A 17,780-nucleotide genomic window follows, 5' to 3' on the forward strand; every position below is an offset into this window, starting at 1 on the left:
CCTGTGCTACACCTCAACCAACCCATCCAGCTCCGGCAGCAGAACGACGCTCTCCTGCTCGTTGGGGTCGGTGCGCGCGATGATCGCCGTGCAGGGGGCGTTCGACAGGTTCGCCGGCAGATGCGGCACGCCGGCCGGAATGTAGAACAGCTCGCCCGCATGTACGACAACGTGGTTCTCCAGCCGGTCGCCATACCAGGTATGCGCCTGGCCGGAGAGCATATAGATCGCCGTCTCGTGGCTCTCGTGCAGATGCGCCTTGGCGCGTGCACCGGGCGGCATGGTCAGCACATGCATGCAGATACCCTTGGCACCCACCGTCTCGGCAGCGATGCCTTCGAAATAACTCAGCCCCTGCTTGCCCTCATAGGTAAGGCCGGGCTTCACGATCCGGCAGGTGGGCTTTGCTGATGCGTCCATTGACCTGTCCTCCTCCCTTCGGCGGCACGTCCGCCACTCCCGGCCCGCTGCTCTCGAGCGACCGCATGTCTAAAGAATGCAAGAGGCAGGCTGCCTTTGCAACAAACCCGATTGGTCCCAGCGCATGAATGCACCCTACTCCGTCGTCTCGGCCAAAAACCTGAGCCTCACTTTCGAGACCAATGACGGCCCCGTCCACGCCCTGTCGAATGTCGATCTCGAGGTGAACAAGGGCGATTTCGTCTCCTTTATCGGCCCCTCCGGCTGCGGAAAGACCACCTTCCTGCGCGTCATCGCGGACCTTGAGAAACACACCGCCGGCAAGATCACGGTGAACGGCATGACACCGGAGGATGCCCGCAAGGCGCGCTCCTATGGCTATGTCTTCCAGGCCGCCGCCCTTTATCCCTGGCGCACGATCGAAAACAACATCGCTCTGCCGCTTGAAATCATGGGCTACAGCGCTGCTGAAAAGCAGAAGCGCATCGAACAGACGCTGGAGCTGGTCAACCTTTCGGGCTTTGCCAAGAAATATCCCTGGCAGCTCTCAGGCGGCATGCAGCAGCGCGCCTCGATCGCCCGCGCGCTCGCCTTCGACGCCGACCTGCTCCTGATGGACGAACCCTTCGGCGCACTCGACGAAATCGTCCGCGACCACCTGAATTCCGAGCTTTTGAAGCTCTGGGACCGCACCAACAAGACCATCTGCTTCGTCACCCACTCGATCCCCGAGGCCGTCTTCCTCTCGACCAAGATCGTCGTCATGAGCCCGCGGCCTGGCCGAGTGACCGACATCATCGAGTCGACATTGCCCAAGGAACGCCCGCTCGACATCCGCGAGACCCCGGAATTTCTCGAGATCGCGCATCGTGTGCGGGAAGGTCTGAAGGCGGGGCATAGCTATGAGGAATGACATCCACTTGGAGAACTTGGGCACCCCCCTCTGCCCTGCCGGGCATCTCCCCCACAAGGGGGGAGAGCGGCAGACAGCCGCCGTCTCGCTCCTATGGCAAAGCGCTAGCCGCCACTCTCCCCCCTTGTGGGGGAGATGTCACGGAGTGACAGAGGGGGGTAACACATTCTCGACCAGAGTGGAGGCCACCCCATGAACCCCACCTTCCTCCTCTGGCTGGGCGCCGCCATGGCGACCTTCCTCGGTGCCGCCACCGTCAGCCGCGCCTATGTCGACAACGGCAAGCTCTGGGTGCTGGCAGCCTCGCTCGCGCTTTACTGCGTCGGCAATCTGATGATGGTGAAGCTCATGCGCGAGGGGGGCTTGGGCCTTGCCATCTCCGCCTCTGCGGTCGCCCAACTGGTTCTCATCAATGTCATTGCCTTCCTCCTTTTCGGCGAGAGGCTGAGCACGATCCAGATGGCCGGCGTGGCGCTTGGTGTCGTCTCAATGGCCCTGATGCTCTTTCCTGCAAAAGGAGGTGTCTGATGACCTCGGCTCCTTCCGCATTCCGAGACCGAATCCTGCCGGTCCTGACAGTTATCCTGGCGATCCTCGTGATCTGGCACATCTTCGTCGTCTATCTGAACGCGCCCTTCGTCCGCGACCAGGCGGCCCGTGCCGGCGAGACGATCACCTTCTCCCAGATCGTCGAGCGAACCTTCGCCCAGGAGCGCCCGGTCCTGCCCGCCCCGCACCAGATCGTCGCTGAACTCTGGGATACGACGATCAACAAGGCCGTCACCTCCAAGCGCAGCCTCGTTTATCACGCCTGGATCACGCTATCGGCGACGCTGATGGGCTTCGCCATGGGCACCGTGCTTGGCATCGTGCTCGCCATCGCCATCGTCCACAACAGGGCCATGGACAAGTCGCTGATGCCCTGGGTCATCGCCTCCCAGACGATCCCGATCCTCGCGATTGCGCCGATGATCATCGTCGTTCTGAATTCCATCGGCATCTCAGGCCTCATGCCCAAGGCGTTGATTTCCACCTATCTTTCCTTCTTCCCGATCGTCGTCGGCATGGTGAAGGGCCTGCGCAGCCCCGACATCCTGCTGCTCGACCTGATGCACACCTACAATGCCAGCCAGACCCAGACCTTCTGGAAGCTGCGCTGGCCGGCCTCGATGCCGTATCTCTTCACCTCGCTGAAGGTGGCGATCGCCATCTCGCTGGTCGGCGCCATCGTCGGTGAACTGCCGACGGGCGCGGTCGCCGGTCTCGGTGCCCGTCTGCTGTCGGGCTCGTACTATGGCCAGACCATCCAGATCTGGGCTGCCCTCTTCATGGCGGCGGGGCTCGCCGCCCTGCTCGTCTCGATCGTCGGCATGGCCCATACACGGGTTCTCGCACGCATGGGGGTCAAGCCATGAATGGTTACCTCGTCTTCGCCTTTGTCTTCTGGCTCGGCGCCTGGGGTCTCAACCAATGGCTGGTTGCACAGCGCCCGAAGGATCCGGCCACTCGCCGGGCAATCGGCCTCGTCGTTCCCCTGATCTTCGGGGTCACCCTGCTCGTCATCTGGGAATGCATGGTGCGCGGCTTCGAGATCCCCTCGATCCTGCTCCCCGCCCCGTCGATGATCTGGGCGCGGATCCTCACCTCCACCCATATCCTCTGGGCGGATTTCCAGCAGACTTTCCTGAAGTCCGTCATCACGGGTTATGTCGCAGGCTGCGGCCTCGGCTTCATCGTCGCGATCCTGATCGACCGCTCGCCTTTCCTGCAGAAGGGCCTGCTGCCGATCGGCAATTTCGTCTCGGCGCTGCCCGTCGTCGGCATCGCCCCGATCATGGTCATGTGGTTCGGCTTCGACTGGCAGTCCAAGGTCGCCGTCGTCGTCATCATGACCTTCTTCCCGATGCTCGTGAACACCGTGCAGGGCCTGGCCGCCGCCAGCCACATGGAACGCGACCTGATGCATACCTATGCCGCCTCCTGGTGGCAGACGCTGGTCAGACTCCGCTTGCCTGCCGCATGGCCTTTCATCTTCAATGCGCTGAAGATCAATTCCACTCTCGCGCTGATCGGTGCGATCGTGGCAGAATTCTTCGGCACCCCGATTGTCGGCATGGGCTTCCGTATCTCGACCGAGGTCGGACGCTCGAATGTCGACATGGTCTGGGCCGAGATTGCGGTTGCCGCACTCGCCGGCTCGGTCTTCTACGGATTGGTGGCACTGGCAGAACGCCGGGTCACCTTCTGGCATCCGTCCGTCCGTGGTGGACGGTCGTGAACTAAACCAACAAAAAAGAGGGAACTGAAATGACTGTCAAACTCGCATCCATGCTGCTGGCTGCCGCGGTCTCGCTGACCGCCATGCAGGCCGCCGCCGCCGACAAGGTGACCCTCCAGCTGAAATGGGTAACCCAGGCCCAGTTCGCCGGCTACTACGTCGCCAAGGACAAGGGCTTCTACGAAGAAGAAGGCCTCGACGTCGAAATCAAGCCGGGCGGCCCCGACATCGCTCCTCCGCAGGTTCTGGCCGGTGGCGGCGCAGACGTCATCGTCGACTGGATGCCGTCCGCTCTTGCCACCCGCGAAAAGGGTGTGCCGCTCGTCAACATCGCCCAGCCCTTCAAGTCTTCGGGCATGATGCTGACCTGCCTCAAGGAGACCGGCATCACCACGCCGGAGGATTTCAAGGGCAAGACGCTTGGCGTCTGGTTCTTCGGCAACGAATATCCGTTCCTGTCCTGGATGAGCACGCTCGGCATCAAGACCGACGGTTCGGACGGCGGCGTCACCGTTCTGAAGCAGGGCTTCAACGTCGACCCGCTCCTGCAGAAGCAGGCCGCCTGCATCTCGACCATGACCTATAACGAATACTGGCAGGTCATCGATGCCGGCATCAAGCCGGAGGAACTGGTGACCTTCAAATATGAAGACGAAGGTGTGGCGACCCTCGAAGACGGTCTCTACGTGCTCGAAGACAAGCTTGCCGATCCGGCCTTCAAGGAAAAGATGGTCAAGTTCGTCCGCGCTTCGATGAAGGGCTGGAAGTATGCCGAGGAGAACTCCGACGAAGCGGCAGAAATCGTGCTCGAAAATGATGCGTCCGGCGCGCAGACCGAAGCCCATCAGAAGCGCATGATGAGCGAAGTCGCCAAGCTGACGGCAGGCTCCAATGGCGCCCTCGACCAGGCCGACTACGACCGCACGGTCAAGACCTTGCTCGGCGGCGGTTCGGATCCGGTCATCACGAAGGAGCCGACCGGCGCCTTCACGACCGAGATCACCGACGCGGCCCTGAACTGATCCTGGCGGACCATTGAAATAGAGACACGGGGACAGTTGTCCCCGTGTTTTTTTGTAGGTTCTGCTTATCGATTCAGACACCTGGTCTGGCAGTTCGGCAACACTACCGTTCTATATTGAACAATTTTCAGAGGAATCATGGAATCGGCTGTTCCGCCACTTGCAAGCGGTTTCGCCATCCCCCACCTCTTTGACCAGATTTCATTGCCGCGATTGTGAAGACGCGCGTTATCGTCAGGCGGGATTGGGGCGGTGAGCCGGAACGCTTGTTGCCACGTATCAGGGCGTGAACTGCATAATAGATCTTTGGGAAGGGACCTATGTTTCTTAACACGAGCGCCAAGGCCGTATTGATGGCCGCCACTCTCTCGCTGTCGGCCTCGGTCGCGCTGGCGCAGGAGCAGCCGACACCTCCGGCACCCGCCCAGAACCTTCCAGCCATCATCGTCACCCCGGCCCAGACCCGCGACCTGGTGGACCGCGTCGTCGCGACGGGGACCGTCATGGCTGTCGAAGAGGTCCAGATCCAACCCCAGGTCGAAGGGCTGCAGATCAAGTCTCTCGAAGCCGATGTCGGCGACACCATCGCAGCCGACGCTGTTGTTGCGCGACTGAACGAAGACACGCTCGTGCTCCAGCGCAGCCAATTGGTGGCCAACCGCGCAAAGGCGGAAGCGGCACTCGCCCAGTATCAGGCTCAAGTCGTCGAAGCCGAAGCGAGCCTGAGTGACGCGCAGCGCCAGTTCGATCGTGCAACGCGCCTGGTCTCTTCCGGTTCCGTCTCGACCGCACAAAAAGAGCAGGCCGAAACAGCGCTCGCAAGCGCAACCGCCCGCGTGGAAACCGCGCGTCAGGCGATTACGGTTGCGGATGCCGATATCAAGGTCGTCGACAGCCAGATCGCCGACATCAATCTGCGTCTGGCGCGCACCGAGGTCAAATCGCCTGTGGCCGGCACGATTTCCGTGCGCAATGCGCGCATCGGCGCGATCGCATCCGGCGCTGGTCAGCCGCTTTTCACCGTCATCCGCGACGGTCAGATCGAACTGGTGGCGGACGTCCCGGAAAATGATATCCTGCGCCTGCAGGCGGGCCAAAAGGCGGCCATCTCGGTTGCCGGACGCGCCGAACCGCTGTCGGGCTCCATCCGCCTCGTATCTCCGGTGATCGATCCGGTCACGCGCCTCGGCTCGGTGCACATCGCGCTTGACGATGACGCGGCGGCTCGCTCCGGCATGTATGGCAATGCGGCGATTATTGTGACTGAGACGAAGGGCATTGCCCTACCCCTCTCGGCGATTACCACCGAGGGCGGAAAGACGACGGTACGCAAGGTTTCCGATGGCAGCGTCCAGATGGTGGAGATCCGCACCGGCATTCAGGACGGCGCCTATGTCGAGGTGACCGAAGGCCTGAGCGAAGGGGACAAGGTGGTGGCCAAGGCGGGCGTCTTCGTCCGTGACGGCGACCGCATCAATCCCGTGGAAGAAACCAGCAGCGTTTCCAACTGAGAGGCGACGACGCCATGAACTTCTCTGCATGGTCCATACGCAATCCGATTGCGCCGATTCTGGCCTTCTTCCTGTTGATGGTCGTCGGCATCCAGTCGTTCAATGCGCTGCCGATCACCCGCTTCCCCAACATCGACGTGCCCCTGGTGGCAATCACCGTCGGCCAGAGCGGCGCTTCCCCGGTTGAGCTCGAAAGCCAGGTGACGAAGGAAGTCGAAGACGCGGTGGCCGCGATCACCGGCGTCGACGAGATCAATTCGACCGTCACCGACGGCCAGTCCCAGACGGTTGTCATGTTCCGCTTGGAAGTGCCGACCGAACAGGCGGTACAGGACGTCAAGGACGCGATCGACCAGATTCGTGGCGATCTTCCGGCCTCCGTCGAGGAGCCGATCGTCACCAAGATCGACGTCGAGGGCCAGGCAATCCAGAGCTTCGCTGTTTCCTCACCGAACATGAATCTTGCCGAGCTCTCGTGGTTCGTCGACGATACCGTCAAGCGCGCCTTGCAGGGACAGCCCGGCATCGGCCGCGTCGACCGTTACGGCGGTGCCGACCGCGAGGTGCGCGTCGAACTTGATCCCAATCGTCTGGATGCACTGGGCGTGACAGCATCAGACATCTCTGGTCAGTTGAAGGGCACCAATGTCGATCTCGGCTCGGGCCGGGGTCAGGTGGCGGGTGCCGAGCAGTCGATCCGCACACTCGGTGACAACCGCGATGTGGAAAGCCTTGCGAACACCACCATCGCCCTGCCCGGCGGTCGTTTCGTCAAGCTCTCGGATCTCGGCCGTGTCTACGACACTTACGAGGAACAGAGGTCCTTCGCCCGTCACGACGGCAAGCCGGTCGTGTCCTTCGCCGTCTTCCGTGCCAAGGGCGCCAGCGAAGTCACGGTCGCTGAAACCGTCGCCGAAAGCCTCGCCACGGTTCGCGCGGAGAACCCCGATGTCCAGATCGAGATGATCGACGACTCGGTCTACTTCACCTACGGCAACTACGAAGCCGCTATGCACACCCTCGTCGAGGGTGCGATCCTCGCCGTAATCGTGGTTCTGCTTTTCCTGCGCAACTGGCGTGCGACACTCATCTCCGCCGTTGCCCTGCCGCTGTCTGCCATCCCGACCTTCTGGGTCATGGACATGATGGGCTTCTCGCTGAACCTCGTCTCGTTCCTGGCGCTCACGCTGGCGACGGGTATTCTCGTCGACGATGCGATCGTCGAGGTGGAAAACATCGCCCGACACATCAAGATGGGCAAGACGCCGTACCGGGCGGCCATCGAGGCGGCGGACGAAATCGGTCTCGCCGTCATCGCGACGACGTTTACGATCATCGCCGTCTTCGTGCCGGTGTCCTTCATGCCGGGCATTCCCGGCCAGTACTTCATCCAGTTCGGCCTGACTGTGGCCTTCTCCGTCTTCTTCTCGCTGCTTGTGGCGCGTCTCATCACCCCGATGATGGCCGCCTATCTCATGCGGGCGGAAGACGCGATGGACGACCATCACGACAACGACAGCCTGCCGCTGAAGCTCTACACGAAGCTCGTGCGCTTCACGACGCGCCACTGGTATTCGCGTCTCGGCACGCTAGCTGCTGCCATCGCCTTCCTGGTGGGCTCGATCATCCTTCTCGCCGGCGTCCCCGGCAGCTTCATTCCGCCGGAAGATGCAGGCCGTATCGTGCTCTCGGTCGAGCTTCCGCCAAATGCGACGCTCGACGAAACGGAACGCAAGACGGACGAGATCTACGCAGCCATCCAGGACGTGTCTGATGTCGACAGCATCTTCATCCTCGGCGGTTCCTCGCCGCGCGGGGATCTGGAGCTGCGCCGTGCGAGCGTCACCATGAACCTCGATCGGATCGAGCATTCGCTCGCCAAGACGCTCGTCAATGGCGGTCTCGGCAGCATTCCGCTGATCGGCCAATATCTGCCGAAACTTCCCGAAAACGGCCGCATCCGCCCGCAATGGGATGTCGAGGAAGAAGTCTTCGCAAAGCTTGCCGGCATTCCGGATATCCGGGTCACCAAGCTCAATGACCGCGGTGAGCGCGACATCACCTTCAACTTCCTCTCCAAGAACGAGGAAGAGCTGAACCAGGCTGTCGGCATACTTGAAGCCAAGCTTCGCCAGGTGCCGGAACTCGCCAATGTCAGCGCCGACGGTGCCCTGCCGCGGCCGGAACTGCAGATCCGCCCCCGCGCCGACGAGGCAGCCCGCCTTGGCATCACCGCGCAGCAGATCGCCCAGACGGTTCGTGTGGCAACCATCGGCGACGTGGATGCAGCCCTGCCGAAGATCTCGCTCGACAACCGCCAGATCCCGATCCGGGTCCAAGCTTCGCTTGGCCTGCGCACGGATCTCGCCGCCATCCGTTCACTGAAGGTGCGCACGGCTAGCGGCGCCACCGTGCCCCTCTCCAGCGTCGCCGACATCGAATACGCGGAAGGCGTCTCATCGATCAAGCGCAACGATCGCAACCGTGTCGTTTCGATCGGTGCAGGACTGCCGCAGGGTGTCGCCCTCGATACGGCAACGGCCGCCTTCCGAACGACGGTGGAGAATGCCGAGATCCCCGCAAGTGTCCGTCTGGCTGAAAGCGGCGACGCCAAGATCCAGGCCGAGATGCAGCAGAGCTTCGTCAACGCCATGATCCTCGGCCTGCTTCTGGTGCTGACGGTGCTGATCCTGCTCTTCAAGGACGTGATCCAGCCCTTCACCATCCTGTTCTCACTGCCGCTTGCGATCGGCGGCGTGGCAGTCGCACTGATCATCACCAACAACGCGCTTTCAATGCCCGTCCTCATCGGCATTCTGATGCTGATGGGTATCGTGACGAAGAACGCCATCCTGCTGGTGGACTTCGCGATCGAAATGCGCCGTCAGGGCATGCACCGGCTCGAGGCCATGGTCGAAGCGGGCCGCAAGCGCGCCCGCCCGATCATCATGACTTCGATCGCCATGTCCGCGGGCATGTTGCCCTCGGCGCTCGGCGTCGGCGAAGGTGGCTCGTTCCGTGCGCCAATGGCAATCGCGGTCATCGGCGGCATCATCGTCTCGACTGTCTTGAGCCTCGTGGTCGTGCCGGCCTTCTTCCTGATCCTCGACGATGTCTCCCGACTGCTCGGGTGGTTCTTCGGTCGCTTCGTCGGCAAGAAGGAGGAAGAGGAAGAGCCGCTCACGCCGGAAGTCCTCTCCTTCCTCGCCCGCAAGAACGTGCAGGCCATTGAAGCGATGGAAAAGCGTGTCGCAGCCGTCGAACGCAGCCAGCCGGTCAACCGCAAGAGCGATGGCAACGGCAATGTCATCAACCTGCCACCGCTCGCGGCAGAGTAAGACGTTTCCACATCGTCAGCAGAGGCCGGGCCCAAGCGCCCGGCTTTTGGCGTTTTAGCAGCTGCGACACTCAGATTAGGAAAATCTGATTTGCCGCTTTGCGGTTGATCGAAATCAATCCGGTCTCCCCTTGCTCGCGATAATGTGACTGTCACTGGAAAGGGCACGATCACCCGGACCTGCAGAAGACGTGCACATCCGGCGAGGCGGAAGCGGCACGACGACCGCAGCGGTGCATGCCCTGATACCGCGATGGATGGGGAGCCGTGACGACCGTGAACAAGATCCTGAGACTGAACGCGCGCGACAAGAACACGCTTCTGCGGACGTCGTTCTTGTCACAACTGGGCCCCACGGCGATGGCCTCGATGATGGAGATCGCCAACATCTCCACCTACGAGGCGCGCGAGGTCCTTTTCCGCGAAGGAGAGCCTGCCGACAGCTTCTACAGCGTGCTGACCGGCTATGTGCGCCTTTATCGCCTTAACAAGGACGGCCGAGAGGCCGACATCCGCATCTGCGGTCCCGGGGACACCTTTGCGGAGTGCCTGCTGGCTGTCGGCGACAAGTATCTCTACAACGCCCAGGCGGCTGAAACGGTGACGCTTGCTCGTTTTGACCTGCAGCGCGTTCGGGCCCTCTCCGAACAGGAGAAGGATGTCGCAAAGGCGGTCATCCGCTGCCTGTCCGACCATCTGCGCACGACCATGGACTGTATTGCCAATGACCGCCTGCAGACCGCCCCGCAGCGCGTGGCGCATTATCTCCTGACCCATTGCGAAGCCGAGGGCGGCCCGGCCTCCATCCGCCTGCCCTTCCAGAAGAGCCTGCTTGCGGGCAAGCTGGGCCTGGCGCCAGAGGCCCTGTCCCGGGCCTTCTCTTCACTGCGCCGCGCCGGCGTCATCGTGCGTGGACGCACCATTCAGATCAGCGACGTCAACGCCCTCAGGCAGATCTGACGGCATCGGCACCCGGCACCCCGGGCTTCCGCTCAGAGCCCCCCACTCTGCTGCAGGAAGCTGACGATCCTGTCGACGCCGGAACCCCGCTTTAGATCGGTAAAGACGAAGGGGCGCTCCGAGCGCATCCGTCCCGCATCCCGCTCCATGACCTCGAGATCGACGCCGACATGCGGCGCGAGATCCGTCTTGTTGATGACAAGCAGATCCGACCGGGTGATGCCTGGACCGCCCTTGCGCGGGATTTCCTCGCCCTGGCACACCGAGATGACGTAAAGGGTGATGTCAGCGAGGTCGGGCGAGAAGGTTGCCGCGAGATTGTCGCCTCCTGATTCGATGAAGACCACATCGAGATCCGGAATGCGTGCATTGAGATCGGCAATGGCCTTCAGATTGATCGAGGCATCCTCGCGGATGGCCGTATGCGGACAGCCGCCGGTTTCAACGCCGACGACGCGGTCCGAACTCAAAGCCTGCATGCGGATCAGCGCGTCCGCGTCCTCGCGCGTATAGATGTCGTTGGTCACGACCGCGACCGAATAGTCGTCGCGCATGGCCTTGCAGAGCTTTTCAGTGAGCGCCGTCTTGCCGGATCCGACCGGCCCACCGATTCCGACGCGGAGAGGACCATTCTTCGATTTCATCATCTTCGTCCTGTGTAAGCGCTTTCGCCTAGGATTGGAAAAGCCGTGAATATTGCGTCTCGTGGCGCATGCTGAGCGTATCGGCAATCACGGTCGCTGATCCGAGATCGTCGAGGCCGAGCTCGGAAAAACTGGCGGCAGCATCGAGAATGAGGCTTTCCGATATAGCGAGGATCGCCACGCCGCGCGTCTGTCCGATCACCCCGAGGCGGATCGCGACTGAGACATATTGCGACACCTGTGCATGCAGAAAGGCGGCAAGTGCGTCCAATCGGTCGATCCCATGGGCTGAGGCCACCGCTCCGACAGCGACGCTGTAGGGAACAGGCCCCGCCAATGCGTCGATCACCGGATGCGGCCAGGCAGCGGCGGCCTTGACGAATGCCTCGCCGAGCCGGGTGATCTCAGCATGCCGCTCTGCAGAGCCCGCCAGTGCTGTTGCGAGGGCGATCAGGACCCCCAGCGCCCTTCCCTCCTTCTGGCAGCGATGCGCTTCGGAAAGCAGGATCGCATCATTGCGCAGCCCGCCATCGCTCATCAGCATCTGAAGCCATGCCTCGACCGCGTCGCCATCGACGACATGGCCCTCGACCACCGCGCTCTCGAAGCCCGCCGAATAGGAGAAGCCGCCGACCGGGAAGGCCGGAGACAGCCAGGCCATCAGACGCAGGAGCGCCTGGCGTCCGGCAAAGCCACCGGCTCCTAGTTCAGCCGTGGCCATGGCCGGCATCCTGGTGCCCCCCGTGAGATCCGTGGCCACCATGGGCATGATAGGCCCCGCGCACCGGCTGGAACGGCTCGACGACTTCGCTGACCTCGGCACCGAGCCCGGCCAGCATGTCGCGGATGACGTGATCGCGCTGGATGAGAATGCGATCGGTCTCGATCTGGGCCGCCAGATGCCGGTTTCCGAGATGCCAGGCGAGTTCGATCAGATGCAGCGTGTCGCGCGCACGGATCTCGAAGAGCCGCTCCTCCGCCGCCTGAATCTCGATGGTCGTGCCATCGTCGAGCACGAGCCGATCTCCATGATGAAACAGCACCGGCTCCTTGAGGTCGAGCATGACCATCTCGCCATTGTCGAGATGCAAGAGCTTGCGCCGCAGATGGCGCCCGTCATGGGGAAGCACAACAACGCCATCAGGCGCGTCGGTGATGAAACCGGCGGGTTTGAAAGACGTTGCGCGCTGCATGAAAACTCCGGCATGGCTGTTTTTTGAACCATGCACAGGAATGAGGCAAACAGCAAGATCGTTCTTCAGCCCCGGCGTCCGATGGCCGCAAAAAGCTGAACATCATCAGGTGCATGGTCGCTCGGGAAGGCCTCGACGAGGGTGAGCGAATTCTCATGGAAAACGCAGTCCCGTCCGCTCTCCTTGGCCAGGTACAGTGCCTTGTCGGCCCAGGCATAGACGCTTTCGGGGCGCTTCTCCGGCGTAAATTCGGCAACGCCAGCCGAAACCGTAACGCGAAGCTCCGCATCCTGAAACAGGATCGTTTCGGCCGCCACACGACGTCTCGCCTGCTCGACAAGGGCAAGCCTTTCGGCGACGCTGCCCCCCCTGACGATGACGCCGAATTCCTCCCCGCCGAGGCGAGCGACGAGCTGCGCTTCGCCAAACACCTCCTTTAAGAGATTGGATATCGCTTGAATGACGCGATCCCCCGTTTGATGGCCGTAGCGGTCATTGATCGTCTTGAACCGGTCGACATCGATGATCGCCAGCGAGGCCTCCCCGCCTGTGGCGAGAGACGCCTCGTTGAAAGCGCGGCGATTGGCGAGACCGGACAGGGTGTCGGTGCGGCTGAGACGCTCGAACCTGCGCCGCGTCAGCACGAGTTCACGCACCACATGGCCGGCGACGAAGGCGCAAGCCGCCGAAAGCACACCGCCGAACAGCCAGGAAAAGGCCACCATCAGCCGCATGGTCTGGTCGATCGGCGTGGCAACGACCTTGAGGACATAAAGGAGCGGCAGCAAGACGAGGCCTGCCAGGCTGGTCACGATCACCGCCCGGAAGCCCACCGACAGGGCAAAGCGACGGACCGCGCCGGCGCTGTCCAGCGCCCCCACATCGACCTGCCGCCAAAGCCATTTGCTGCCGCGACTCAACCGCCCGCTCCTTCATGAAGATGCGTACTGGATTAGGCAGTGTCGCTTCCTCAATCCCTAATCGAATCGCTAAAATACGATCGATCGCCGCATTGACTTCGGAAGCCCCTAAATTGGACGAGATTGTCATCCGGTGACGCGCGGTTAGATGATGAGGGCCATGCCTCAGGCGCCGTGGTGAAGATCGATGGAAAGATCGAGCAATTGCGGCAGGGGCGTCCACCAGCCGGTACGCACCCCACCCTCCCGCAACACCGCAGCCGTCCAGGTGTTGCAGCCGATGAGGGCGTTGAAGGCACCTTTGGCCTCGAAGAACACATCGTCGGCACCATAGGCAGCACCCGGAATGGCAACCGGCAAACCGCCATCGCGGATGAAGCTCTCCCGGATCGCTGCGATCATCCGGCTGCGCTCTTCCGGTGTCACGATGAGCGGACGCACGGTGGGATGGCCAGGATCGATCGGACCGGCAACCGAGACATGCAGCACGGAGCGGTCAATGGTCAGAGCCTTCAGGACCGGCAGCGGCCGGATATCGCCCCAGGTCGGCGTTTCGATGTAGAAGGACCGCCCACCCCAGCCGATGATCAGATACTCGACACCGGGCATGTCGACCGGCAGGCCCGAGGGAACGAGATCGGCAAAGGCGGCCCTGATTTCGTCATCGACGGGCAGCGCGATATCCGTGTGGATCGGGTTGGCGAGCAGCAGGATCTGCATCTCGCCCTGAACGGCGGCACCAGCAGGCGTGGTCAGAGGGCGGGGGACGACTGTTCCCAAGGCCAGAGAGACCAGAAGGGCGGCCAACAGGCCGCCCTTCCATTTCAGCAACCGGAGAGCCGCAATCATCAGAACAGGAAATACCGCTGCGCCATCGGCAGCTTAGTTGCCGGCTCGCAGGTCAGGAGTTCCCCATCGGCGCGCACTTCATAGGTTTCCGGATCCACTTCTACATGCGGCGTCAAGTCGTTGTGGATCATCGACTTCTTCGAAATTCCGCCACGGGTGTTTTTCACCGCGACCAGCTGTTTGGCGACACCGAGACGGTTGCCGAGGCCGGAATCAATCGCCGCCTGGCTGACGAAAGTCACGGAGGTATTGGTGCGCGCCTTGCCATAGGCGCCAAACATCGGCCGGTAGTGCACCGGCTGCGGTGTCGGGATCGAGGCGTTCGGGTCGCCCATCGGGGCAGCGGCAATCATGCCGCCCATCAGGATCATGTCGGGCTTCACGCCGAAGAAGGCCGGGTTCCAGATCACGAGATCGGCGCGTTTGCCGACTTCGACCGATCCGATCTCGTGAGACACCCCATGGGCGATTGCCGGGTTGATCGTGTATTTCGCGATATAACGCTTGGCGCGCATGTTGTCGTTGTCGCCGGTCTCGGACGGCAGGGCGCCGCGCTGACGTTTCATCTTGTCGGCCGTCTGCCAGGTGCGGATGATGACTTCGCCGACGCGACCCATGGCCTGACTGTCGGAGGAGATGATCGAGAAGGCGCCGATGTCGTGCAGGATGTCTTCCGCCGCGATCGTTTCCTTGCGTATACGGCTTTCGGCAAAGGCGATATCCTCAGGGATCGACGACGACAGGTGATGGCAGACCATCAGCATGTCCAGATGCTCGGCGATCGTATTGACTGTGTAAGGCCGCGTCGGATTGGTCGACGACGGGATAACGTTCATCTGGCCGCAGATTTTGATGATGTCAGGCGCATGACCGCCGCCCGCCCCTTCCGTATGGAAGGCGTGGATCGTGCGGCCACGGATGGCATTGACCGTATCCTCGACGAAGCCGCTTTCGTTCAGCGTGTCCGTGTGGATCATCACCTGGACGTCATACTGGTCGGCGACCGAGAGGCAGCAATCGACGGCGCCAGGCGTCGTGCCCCAGTCCTCATGCAGCTTGAGCGAGGTCGCACCTCCAAGAACCATTTCCTCAAGCGCGCCGGGTAGCGAGGCGTTGCCCTTGCCGGCAAAGGCGAGGTTCATCGGGAAGGCATCGGCGGCCTCGATCATCCGGGCGATATGCCAGGGTCCGGGCGTGCAGGTGGTTGCAAGCGTGCCATGCGCCGGCCCCGTGCCGCCGCCCAACATGCAGGTGAGGCCGGACATCAGCGCCTCCTCGATCTGCTGCGGGCAGATGAAGTGGATATGCGCATCCATGCCGCCGGCGGTGATGATCTTGCCTTCTCCGGCAATCGCTTCGGTGCCGGGACCAACGATGATGTTGACGTCAGGCTGCGTGTCCGGATTGCCGGCTTTGCCAATAGCGACGATGCGCCCGTCCTTGAGCCCGATATCGGCCTTCACGATGCCCCAGTGATCGAGGATGAGAGCATTGGTGATGACGGTATCGACGGCGCCGTCCGCTCGCGTCACCTGGCTCTGGCCCATGCCGTCACGGATGACCTTGCCGCCACCGAACTTCACCTCTTCTCCATAGGTGGTGAAATCCTTCTCCACCTCGATGAACAGTTCCGTATCTGCAAGACGTACCTTGTCGCCCGTGGTCGGACCGAACATCGAAGCATAGGCGGCGCGGGACATCTTGTAGGACATGGGTGTCAGGTTCCTTGGGAGAGGGAGGAAGCAAAGAGAGGTTGCAGGCGCATCACGCGGCCGCTGGCAATGTAGCGATCCACCAGACGGCGCTCGGCTTCGAAGGGATGGCCATCCCAGCCGCTATGGCCGAAGCCCGCGAGGATGATGGTATCCTCGGCATGTCGGGGATCGGTGAGCAGCGCCTGAATCACCACCATGCCGCTCGACGGCACGACATAGGGTTCGGCATCGAGCGCCAGAAGCGCCTCATCCAAGGCCGTGTGCACGTCGCCATGGATGATCCGGTGCTGCTTGCCATTGGCCGTCGCAAAGGTCGCGAAACCATCGGTGTAATCGTCGCAGAAATCGTCGAGCTCGGGATGGCTGATCGCCAGCTGCGGCTTGAGTTCGGCGAACTTGTCGGGATCGCGTACGGACCAAATCTCGGCGGTCCGTTGCACGGCTTCGCTCTCGCGCCAGGCGGGATCGGCGAGCATCTGAGCCCCCGGTCGCCCGGTATTGCAGACGGCGATGATGTCGGTCTTGCGTCCGGCTGAACCGAAATTCCGGCTGCCGTTGAAGCGGATCACCAGATCGGCCGCGTCGATCAGAGGCGCTGCCGCCGCATCAACAGGACCATTGCCGACAATCATGATCTGTCTCGCCTGAGCCATCGCGTCACACCCTCAAAAGAGCCCGACCAGCGATTTCAGCTCCTCGGTGCGGCGCCGCGTCAGCTCCGCAAGGCAGGATGAAATCACCAATGGCTGCATCGAACCACCTTCGACCGAGTAACCTTCGACATCGCAGGCCGCGTCGCGATAGGCGAGCCAGGCACGCTGCGAAGCCAGAAGCCGTTTGGCTGCTCCATTACCGTCCGAGGGTGGCGTCGCCTTGTCCCATGCAAGCATGGCGGCTCGCGTCTCGGCCCACTGGGCATTCATTGCGGCATCGGCTTTTCGATAGTCCTCGGCCGCACACTGGTTCATGTCGGCCTGGGTCTGGGCATTGTTGCAATCGACGTCCCACACGTCCTCACCCGAGGCCGGCGCGTCTTGCAGCAATACGCAACCGCACAGCATCAGGATCACGCTCCAGTTCATCGCTCGCCCCATGACCAAGCCCCCGCCTCGCGCATCTCAGAGGCTGCCCATGACCTGCTGGCGGAAACCATAGACCTCGCGCTTGCCAGACAGCGGGATCAGCGTCACCTGACGCGTCTGCCCCGGCTCGAAGCGCACCGCCGTTCCAGCCGGAATATCGAGCCGCATGCCGCGCGCCTTGTCACGCTCGAAGAGCAGTCCGGCATTGGTCTCGAAGAAGTGGTAGTGGCTGCCCACCTGGACGGGCCGATCGCCGCTGTTGGAGACTTCGATCGTCACGGTCAGATGACCGGCATTCAATTCGATTTCGCCAGGCGCGGCAATGATTTCACCGGGGATCATCGATCTCTCCTTGAGCAGGTTCAGGCGGCGCGCGAAGGCTGGCAGCCCTCGGCTTTCAGGACGCGTGTGGTGGACGCCGGATTGCTGGGAAGCTTGGCTGAAGGCCGGATCGGCCGACGCACGAGTTCCCCACCGCAATTCGGGCAGATGCCAGCAAGCGTGGTCGAGGCGCAGTCGGCGCAATAGGTGCATTCGAAGCTGCAGATCATCGCCTGGCTCTCCGGCGGCAGATCCTTGTCGCAGCATTCGCAATTGGGTCGAAGCTCCAGCGCCATGGTCTCAGTCCTCAACGAATGGGTTCGTGGACGGTGACAAGCTTGGTGCCGTCCGGGAAGGTCGCCTCGATCTGCACGTCGTGGATCATCTCGGCAATGCCTTCCATCACCTGGTCGCGGGTGATAACATGGGCGCCCGCCTCCATCAGATCCGCCACCGCCCGACCGTCACGCGCACCTTCGACGACGAAGTCGGTGATCAGCGCGATCGCTTCCGGATAATTGAGCTTCACGCCCCGTTCCAGCCGACGACGGGCCACCATGGCGGCCATCGCGATCAGCAGTTTGTCCTTTTCCCGTGGCGTCAGATTCATGCGTG

Annotated in this window: 20 protein-coding genes; 8 read left to right on the forward strand and 12 right to left on the reverse strand. The window is 62.3% G+C overall.

All coding sequences use genetic code 11. The annotated features are described in order from the left end of the window. Window positions 1–6 precede the first annotated feature (6 nt). The gene (locus QWE_RS09025) at window positions 7–420 is read right to left on the reverse strand and encodes a cupin domain-containing protein (protein ID WP_006725802.1); all 414 of its coding nucleotides are present in this window, start codon (window positions 418–420) and stop codon (window positions 7–9) included. A 124-nt stretch (window positions 421–544) separates the two neighbouring features. Here QWE_RS09025 and QWE_RS09030 point away from each other — a divergent pair, with 124 nt between their 5' ends. From QWE_RS09030 to QWE_RS09065, 8 genes are all read left to right on the forward strand, one after another. Continuing rightward, on the forward strand, window positions 545–1,333 hold the full coding sequence (locus QWE_RS09030) for an ABC transporter ATP-binding protein (protein WP_006725803.1): 789 nt from the start codon (window positions 545–547) through the stop codon (window positions 1,331–1,333). A gap of 192 nt (window positions 1,334–1,525) precedes the next feature. Then, the gene (locus QWE_RS09035) at window positions 1,526–1,861 is read left to right on the forward strand and encodes a hypothetical protein (protein WP_006725804.1); all 336 of its coding nucleotides are present in this window, start codon (window positions 1,526–1,528) and stop codon (window positions 1,859–1,861) included. After that, the gene (locus QWE_RS09040; protein WP_006725805.1) at window positions 1,861–2,748 is read left to right on the forward strand and encodes an ABC transporter permease; all 888 of its coding nucleotides are present in this window, start codon (window positions 1,861–1,863) and stop codon (window positions 2,746–2,748) included. The genes QWE_RS09035 and QWE_RS09040 overlap by 1 nt, the downstream gene beginning before the upstream one ends. Next, complete coding sequence (locus tag QWE_RS09045; protein WP_006725806.1) at window positions 2,745–3,611, forward strand: ABC transporter permease; 867 nt, start codon at window positions 2,745–2,747, stop codon at window positions 3,609–3,611. The genes QWE_RS09040 and QWE_RS09045 overlap by 4 nt, the downstream gene beginning before the upstream one ends. A gap of 29 nt (window positions 3,612–3,640) precedes the next feature. After that, a complete protein-coding gene (locus QWE_RS09050; RefSeq protein ID WP_006725807.1) occupies window positions 3,641–4,633 on the forward strand; it encodes an ABC transporter substrate-binding protein in 993 nt (330 codons plus the stop codon). Between the two features lie 320 nt (window positions 4,634–4,953). Then, on the forward strand, window positions 4,954–6,144 hold the full coding sequence (locus QWE_RS09055) for an efflux RND transporter periplasmic adaptor subunit (RefSeq protein ID WP_006725808.1): 1,191 nt from the start codon (window positions 4,954–4,956) through the stop codon (window positions 6,142–6,144). Window positions 6,145–6,158: 14 nt separating this feature from the next. Continuing rightward, the gene (locus QWE_RS09060) at window positions 6,159–9,482 is read left to right on the forward strand and encodes an efflux RND transporter permease subunit (protein ID WP_006725809.1); all 3,324 of its coding nucleotides are present in this window, start codon (window positions 6,159–6,161) and stop codon (window positions 9,480–9,482) included. A 275-nt stretch (window positions 9,483–9,757) separates the two neighbouring features. After that, window positions 9,758–10,441 (forward strand): Crp/Fnr family transcriptional regulator, encoded by a 684-nt coding sequence (locus QWE_RS09065; protein WP_040299866.1) that lies wholly within the window; start codon window positions 9,758–9,760, stop codon window positions 10,439–10,441. 32 nt (window positions 10,442–10,473) lie between these two features. Here QWE_RS09065 and ureG read toward each other — a convergent pair whose 3' ends face one another. The 11 genes from ureG to QWE_RS09120 all read right to left on the reverse strand — a co-directional run bounded on the left by ureG (window position 10,474) and on the right by QWE_RS09120 (window position 17,775). Beyond that, a complete protein-coding gene (ureG, locus tag QWE_RS09070) occupies window positions 10,474–11,085 on the reverse strand; it encodes an urease accessory protein UreG (protein WP_006725811.1) in 612 nt (203 codons plus the stop codon). 28 nt (window positions 11,086–11,113) lie between these two features. Continuing rightward, window positions 11,114–11,806, reverse strand: coding sequence for an urease accessory protein UreF (locus QWE_RS09075; protein WP_006725812.1), 693 nt, complete (start codon window positions 11,804–11,806; stop codon window positions 11,114–11,116). Next, entirely contained in the window at window positions 11,793–12,278 is a 486-nt protein-coding gene (ureE, locus tag QWE_RS09080; protein ID WP_006725813.1) for an urease accessory protein UreE, read from the reverse strand. Before ureE ends, QWE_RS09075 begins: the two co-directional genes overlap by 14 nt. 65 nt (window positions 12,279–12,343) lie before the next feature. Further along, complete coding sequence (locus tag QWE_RS09085) at window positions 12,344–13,198, reverse strand: GGDEF domain-containing protein (RefSeq protein ID WP_006725814.1); 855 nt, start codon at window positions 13,196–13,198, stop codon at window positions 12,344–12,346. Between the two features lie 165 nt (window positions 13,199–13,363). Beyond that, a complete protein-coding gene (locus QWE_RS09090; protein ID WP_006725815.1) occupies window positions 13,364–14,047 on the reverse strand; it encodes a TIGR02117 family protein in 684 nt (227 codons plus the stop codon). Then, the gene (gene ureC / locus QWE_RS09095) at window positions 14,047–15,759 is read right to left on the reverse strand and encodes an urease subunit alpha (protein ID WP_006725816.1); all 1,713 of its coding nucleotides are present in this window, start codon (window positions 15,757–15,759) and stop codon (window positions 14,047–14,049) included. The genes QWE_RS09090 and ureC overlap by 1 nt, the downstream gene beginning before the upstream one ends. Window positions 15,760–15,764: 5 nt before the next feature. Continuing rightward, window positions 15,765–16,415: a hypothetical protein gene (locus QWE_RS09100; RefSeq protein WP_006725817.1), complete on the reverse strand. Its 651-nt coding sequence runs from the start codon at window positions 16,413–16,415 to the stop codon at window positions 15,765–15,767. A gap of 12 nt (window positions 16,416–16,427) precedes the next feature. Further along, window positions 16,428–16,844, reverse strand: a complete 417-nt coding sequence (locus QWE_RS09105; RefSeq protein WP_040299772.1) for a lysozyme inhibitor LprI family protein — start codon at window positions 16,842–16,844, stop codon at window positions 16,428–16,430. A gap of 36 nt (window positions 16,845–16,880) precedes the next feature. Then, complete coding sequence (locus QWE_RS09110; RefSeq protein ID WP_006725819.1) at window positions 16,881–17,186, reverse strand: urease subunit beta; 306 nt, start codon at window positions 17,184–17,186, stop codon at window positions 16,881–16,883. 20 nt (window positions 17,187–17,206) lie between these two features. Continuing rightward, complete coding sequence (locus tag QWE_RS09115) at window positions 17,207–17,461, reverse strand: DUF1272 domain-containing protein (RefSeq protein ID WP_006725820.1); 255 nt, start codon at window positions 17,459–17,461, stop codon at window positions 17,207–17,209. Between the two features lie 11 nt (window positions 17,462–17,472). Continuing rightward, complete coding sequence (locus tag QWE_RS09120; RefSeq protein ID WP_006725821.1) at window positions 17,473–17,775, reverse strand: urease subunit gamma; 303 nt, start codon at window positions 17,773–17,775, stop codon at window positions 17,473–17,475. Window positions 17,776–17,780: the final 5 nt, after the last annotated feature.

The sequence above is a fragment of the Agrobacterium albertimagni AOL15 genome (genome assembly GCF_000300855.1).
Taxonomy (GTDB): Bacteria; Pseudomonadota; Alphaproteobacteria; order Rhizobiales; family Rhizobiaceae; genus Allorhizobium; species Allorhizobium albertimagni.